Source organism: uncultured Romboutsia sp. (genome assembly GCF_958366745.1).
Lineage (GTDB): Bacteria > Bacillota > Clostridia > Peptostreptococcales > Peptostreptococcaceae > Romboutsia > Romboutsia timonensis.
In genome coordinates, this window is the sequence record NZ_CATXCO010000192.1 from 1 (window position 1) to 4,473 (window position 4,473).

The 4,473-nt window shown below is 25.6% G+C and carries 6 protein-coding genes and 2 pseudogenes; 4 read left to right on the forward strand and 4 right to left on the reverse strand.

All coding sequences use genetic code 11. The annotated features are described in order from the left end of the window. Positions 1-303 (forward strand): annotated as a pseudogene (locus tag Q5F54_RS10890) (hypothetical protein); the annotation flags it as partial. A 25-nt stretch (positions 304-328) separates the two neighbouring features. Here the strand turns inward: Q5F54_RS10890 and Q5F54_RS10895 are convergent. Next, a complete protein-coding gene (locus tag Q5F54_RS10895; protein ID WP_277231051.1) occupies positions 329-586 on the reverse strand; it encodes a TIGR03905 family TSCPD domain-containing protein in 258 nt (85 codons plus the stop codon). Between the two features lie 168 nt (positions 587-754). Here Q5F54_RS10895 and Q5F54_RS10900 point away from each other — a divergent pair, with 168 nt between their 5' ends. Together Q5F54_RS10900 and Q5F54_RS10905 are read left to right on the forward strand one after the other, a co-directional pair. Then, positions 755-1,165, forward strand: coding sequence for a hypothetical protein (locus Q5F54_RS10900; RefSeq protein ID WP_288306757.1), 411 nt, complete (start codon positions 755-757; stop codon positions 1,163-1,165). 100 nt (positions 1,166-1,265) lie between these two features. After that, complete coding sequence (locus tag Q5F54_RS10905) at positions 1,266-2,021, forward strand: peptidylprolyl isomerase (RefSeq protein WP_277231055.1); 756 nt, start codon at positions 1,266-1,268, stop codon at positions 2,019-2,021. 22 nt (positions 2,022-2,043) lie between these two features. On the opposite strand, the gene Q5F54_RS10910 is transcribed toward Q5F54_RS10905, so the two are convergent. The 3 genes from Q5F54_RS10910 to Q5F54_RS10920 form a co-directional block, all read right to left on the reverse strand. Continuing rightward, positions 2,044-2,448 carry a CBS domain-containing protein gene (locus tag Q5F54_RS10910; protein ID WP_277231057.1) on the reverse strand — a complete coding sequence of 135 codons (405 nt, stop codon included), beginning with the start codon at positions 2,446-2,448 and terminating at the stop codon, positions 2,044-2,046. Between the two features lie 217 nt (positions 2,449-2,665). After that, positions 2,666-2,866 (reverse strand): cold-shock protein, encoded by a 201-nt coding sequence (locus Q5F54_RS10915; RefSeq protein ID WP_071119823.1) that lies wholly within the window; start codon positions 2,864-2,866, stop codon positions 2,666-2,668. A gap of 120 nt (positions 2,867-2,986) precedes the next feature. Beyond that, positions 2,987-4,159 carry an amidase domain-containing protein gene (locus tag Q5F54_RS10920; protein WP_277231059.1) on the reverse strand — a complete coding sequence of 391 codons (1,173 nt, stop codon included), beginning with the start codon at positions 4,157-4,159 and terminating at the stop codon, positions 2,987-2,989. A 171-nt stretch (positions 4,160-4,330) separates the two neighbouring features. Here Q5F54_RS10920 and Q5F54_RS13195 point away from each other — a divergent pair. Continuing rightward, positions 4,331-4,473: pseudogene (locus tag Q5F54_RS13195) on the forward strand (pyridoxine kinase); the annotation flags it as partial.

Consider the following 4,473-nt stretch of genomic DNA (forward strand, 5'->3'; position numbering starts at 1 on the left):
ATAACTAAAACATCAGGTTGGATTACATTATTAGTAAATATATTAATAGCTATTGGAACTTATTTCTACATAAAAAATAGTAGCAAGAAATACCAAAACTTTAAACCTTATGTAGGTAACTTAATTAATCTTGAGAAAAAAGGCAAAAATGAGTATGTTGCTATAATAAAACAAGGAAAACTTCCTGTTAAATTACAAATAGCTTATGGTGGAGAAGATTTCGAAAACCTTAAGAAAAATCAAATGGTTCAAGTTAGTTACAATCCAGATGCTAAAATAGCTATATTAGTTAACAAACAATAAACTTCTACTTAAAGTAGAAGTTTTTTTATTTATTAAGAACATATTTCTTATAAATTTTAAGAGCCTTAGCAAGCTGATCTGGGCAAGATGTTCCTCTATTTTTACAAGGTATATCCTCAAGATCTTCAATAATTTCATCTATTGATTTTCCTTCTATCAAATGTTTTATACCAATTAAATTACCACTACATCCACCTTCAAATGTAACATCTTTTAATATATCATCTTCTATATCCATTAAAATGGACTTTGAACATACGCCCTTTGTATAATATCTGTACATATTCCCTACCTCCCATATTATTATTTTAATTTAAAATGTGTTACGACTAATTACTTTCGTATATAATAATATATATTATATAAAATATTTAATATTTCACATTTGATAAATTTTAATATTTTATACTATAAAATTTATTATTTAATAACTATGAAAGGATATATTATAATGATAAATACTAAGTTCATGGATAACTATTTTAAGTTTTTATTTCTATCTTTCTGGCCAATAATTTGGTATGAATTAATTTTTGTTTCTGATCCATTTATAAAATCTATTTTAGTAGCATTATATTGTATTGCAACTTTAATTTACATACCACTTATAATATTTTTTAATGATAATAATATAAAATCTATAACTTTATATTATAGAATAAGCACTCTAACTGCATTTATTTTTACATTATTTAGCTTATTACTATTTCCTACTAGTCTATTCTTTCTAACATTAAAAGTAATTTTTGTATTTATATATTTATATTTATCATATATTAAGCTATTTAAATATAAAATAGAAGAAGGTCTTGTAGGAATACTAGCATCCTTATTACTTTTAGTTATAATGTTTAGATATTAATACATAATTTTTAGTTTCTTGGAAATATTAGACATATATTCTTTTTTCTGATATTATTTATATTAAAAGATACTATTAATAAACTAAAGGAGTTACTATTATGGAAAAAAAGATTTTAGCTACAGTTGGAGAAAAAGAAATAACTAATTTAGACGTTGAAAATGCTTTAAAAAGCTTAGATCCATATCAAGCTATGCATTTCCAAACTGAAGAAGGTAAAAAACAACTATTAGAAGATTTAGTTAACCAAGAGTTATTCTATATGCAAGCTAAAGAAGATCAACTACATAATGATGAAGATTTCAAAGCTGAAATGAAAAAAATTGAAGAAAATATGTTAAAGCAATATGCTATAAACAAAGTTTTATCTAATGTTACACTAACTGAAGAAGAAAAGAAAGCTTTCTTTGAAGCTAATAAGTCTAAATTTAATAAACCTGAATCAGCATCTGCTAAACATATATTAGTAGATTCTGAAGAATTAGCTAATGATATATTAAATAAAATAAATAACAATGAAATGACTTTTGAAGCTGCTGCATCAGCTCACTCTACTTGCCCATCTAAAGATGCTGGAGGAGATTTAGGTACTTTCACTAGAGGTCAAATGGTTCCAGAATTTGAAGAAGCTGTATTCAACATGAAAAACGGTGAAGTATCTGGACCTGTTAAAACTCAATTTGGATATCACTTAATAAAATTAGAAAATCTACAAGCTGGTGGAGAATCTGAGTACGAAGAAGTTAGAAACGAAATAGAAAGAAGTTTAATGTATCAAAAGCAAAGTGAAGCTTATAATAAAGAATTAAATAACTTAAAATCTAAATACAACGATACTGTTAAGTATCATGCTTAATAATAAAAGCCTAGTTATATAACTAGGCTTTTATTTTATCGTAACAATATTCTATAATATCTCTTCTTTTAATTATACCTATAAATGTATCTTTATCATCTACAACTGGAACAAAGTTTTGATTCATAGATTTTGATATTAAATCTTCTATATTAGCATCTATAGACACAGGTCTATTATCTTTTCTTCTCTTAACATCTGTTATTGGGATATCTTCTATAGCTCTTAAATCTAGAGAAAGTTCATTTTTTATAGTCCATAACAGGTCTCCTTCAGTGATTGTCCCAACGTACTTCCCATCTTTATTTATAATTGGAATAGATGAATATCTATGATACTCCATCTTCTCTAAAGCTTGTCTCATTGTATAGTCTTCGTATATGTATGCCACTTCACTTTTTGGTGTTAAAAAAAATAATATATTCACTATTTATACCTCCATATACTCATATATAATATATGCTAATTAAATTTTTAATCCATATGGTATATTCAAATGTCTTTTCTAAGTTAATTTTAACACATTTAATGCTATTTTTAAATTTAAATATATTTATATGAAAATTTATTCAAATTAAAAAAGCCGCTTATAGGCGGCTGTGTTTCACATATTACTAGAATTACTAATATATATGAACTTTAGATTATAATCTAACTACGTTAGCAGCTTGAGGACCTTTAGCTCCTTCAACTACGTCGAATTGAACTGATTGTCCTTCTTCTAAAGACTTGTATCCTTCACCAGTTATAGCTGAGAAATGTACGAAAACATCTCCTTCACCTTCTACAGATATAAATCCAAATCCTTTTTCGTTGTTAAACCATTTAACTACACCAGTTTTCATTGATAAATCCTCCTAAAAAAAACACAATTATTTAGCTACAATTATTGTAACCTTATTACTACTTTATCATACATACATATCTTTGTCAAATATTAATTAATTTATAACATTTATTGAAATTTAGTAATGAACTCTTATTAAGTGGAATCTTATAGTTTTATTACTCCAACCTAAATCCCATGGTACTAATAGCCTATCAGTATTATGGCAAGTTACTAAAGGATATCCTTTAGAATCCATTCCTGTTACTGTAGATACATGCGTTATTCTTCCACCTTTTTCATATGCTACAAAGTCTCCTGGTCTTAAATTATAAGATTCCTTATACGTTTCTTCATATGAACCTTTACATATTAAACTACCTCTACCACTATTTAATATATAATTTTTAAACCCTTGCGCATTTACCCAAGCCTTTGTTCCATCACGATTATTATAGTTCCATATAGAATTTTTCTTAAATCTTCCACTCTCATACATTATTTGTGATGCAAAGTTTGCACAATCGCCTCCGTCTGGATTAAAATTTTTATACTCTCTATTAAACTTAAACTCATATTCTTCTTCGGTTGAAACTCCACAATATCTATGAGCATAATCTATAGCCTTTTGTTGTTCTTGTGTTAATTGAATGTCAGGTTTTTGTTGAGCTAGTATATAACTTCTTATATCATCAGATTTAATATTCTCTAAATTTAAAGAATCTGCAAATGGGTCAGTATACCATTCTTTGGTTATAATATATTGATTATCTTTTATTTTTACATTTAGATAATGCTCTGTACCTATTCTAAATATATTTTTTACATCTTTTTCATTTTCATAAGAATAATTATAATCTGTAGCAACATTACATATTATTCCATATAAATCAGTTTCTTTTTCCTTTACTTTTCTTATTTTTACTTTAGTCTTTATATCGTTAAAAGTTACCCCTTGCTTACTAGACCAATTTTTTAAATACTTCATTTTTTCTACTTCATGTTCATAGGCCCAAAGCCCTGTCTTTTTATCAGTATCATAAAGTTCCTTTAATATCTCTTCATTTTGTTCTAATATAGCTTTGTTTCTATAATCAAATAGATTTTGTAAAAGAAGTTGATATTGTTGTTTTATTTGATCATCTTCATCTATCTTTATAGCTTCTATTTCACTTACCTTTGAATTTAATTTATATATTATTGACCCCAAACCTAAAGGTAAAATTAAACATAAAGACATAACTATAATTTTAATGTACTTATTTTTAAATTTAAGCCTACTCAAAGTCACACCTCCTAATAAATAGTACATCTACTTCATATTATAATTTCTTTTATATTTGCTATTATTATGTCCAAATAAATTTATAAAATAAATAACTATTTTTCATTTAGTTTATATTTTTTTTAGATATATTGTATAATTATATAGTTATATAAATTACATATAATTTCTTTAAAATTTACGGAGGTGCTATATAATTTGAAAAAAATAGCTGCAATAAATGATTTATCAGGAATTGGTAGATGCTCATTATCAGTTGCTTTGCCTATAATATCAGCATTAAAGGTTCAATGCTGCCCTTTTCCAACATCTATACTTTCTAGTCAAACAGGATATCCTAA